The sequence below is a fragment of the Ralstonia sp. VS2407 genome (assembly GCF_052950655.1).
Genome location: NZ_JBRFVG010000043.1, coordinates 1 through 815, shown reverse-complemented (window position 1 = coordinate 815; position 815 = coordinate 1). Strand labels below are relative to the sequence as shown.

Here is an 815-nt window from a genome sequence, read left to right as displayed (position 1 = left end):
GTCATGCATCGTCCGCATCGGCGCCTTCGGCCCCTTCCGCGCCGAGCAGCCCGGCCGCCGTATCGCCCGGCAACGCCTCGACCTGCTTGAGCTTGCGGCTCATCACGCGCGTGCGCTGCTCGGCCGCCTCGCTCGAACGCGTGACCGTTTCGAGCTGCGACTTCGTGCGCGCGAGCACGTCGCCGAACTTGCCGAACTCGGTCTTGACCGCGCCGAGCACCTGCCACACCTCGCTCGAGCGCTGCTCGATCGCGAGCGTGCGGAACCCCATCTGCAGGCTGTTCAGCAGCGCGGTGAGCGTGGTCGGCCCGGCGACCGTCACGCGATAGTCGCGTTGCAGCAGGTCGGTCAGCCCCGGCCGACGCAGGATCTCCGCATAGAGCCCCTCGGTCGGCAGGAACAGCAGCGCGAAATCGGTCGTGTGCGGCGGCGCGACGTACTTCTCGGCGATCGTGCGCGCTTCCATCCGCACCCGCGCCTCGAGCGCACGCGCCGCCTCCTCGACCGCCACCGCATCGGCGCGCTCCTGCGCGTCGATCAACCGCTCGTAGTCTTCGCGCGGAAATTTCGCGTCGATCGGCAGCCACACCGGCGGCGCGTCGCGCGTGCCGGCATCGCGGCCAGGCAGCCGGATCGCGAATTCGACGCGCTCGGTACTCTTCGGCACCGTCGCGACGTTCTTCGCGTACTGCTCGGGTGTGAGCATCTGTTCGAGCAGCGCTTCGAGCTGCACCTCGCCCCAGGTGCCACGCGTCTTCACGTTGGTCAGCACCTTCTTCAGGTCGCCGACGCCGGCCGCGAGGGTCTGCATCTCG

General features: G+C 69.6%; 1 protein-coding gene. It reads right to left on the bottom strand.

Annotated elements, in window-relative coordinates; all coding sequences use genetic code 11:
* Nucleotide 1: 1 nt before the first annotated feature.
* Nucleotides 2-815: DNA recombination protein RmuC (locus tag ACU8YE_RS23690; RefSeq protein WP_446929773.1), on the bottom strand; the 814-nt coding region annotated here is incomplete at its 5' end.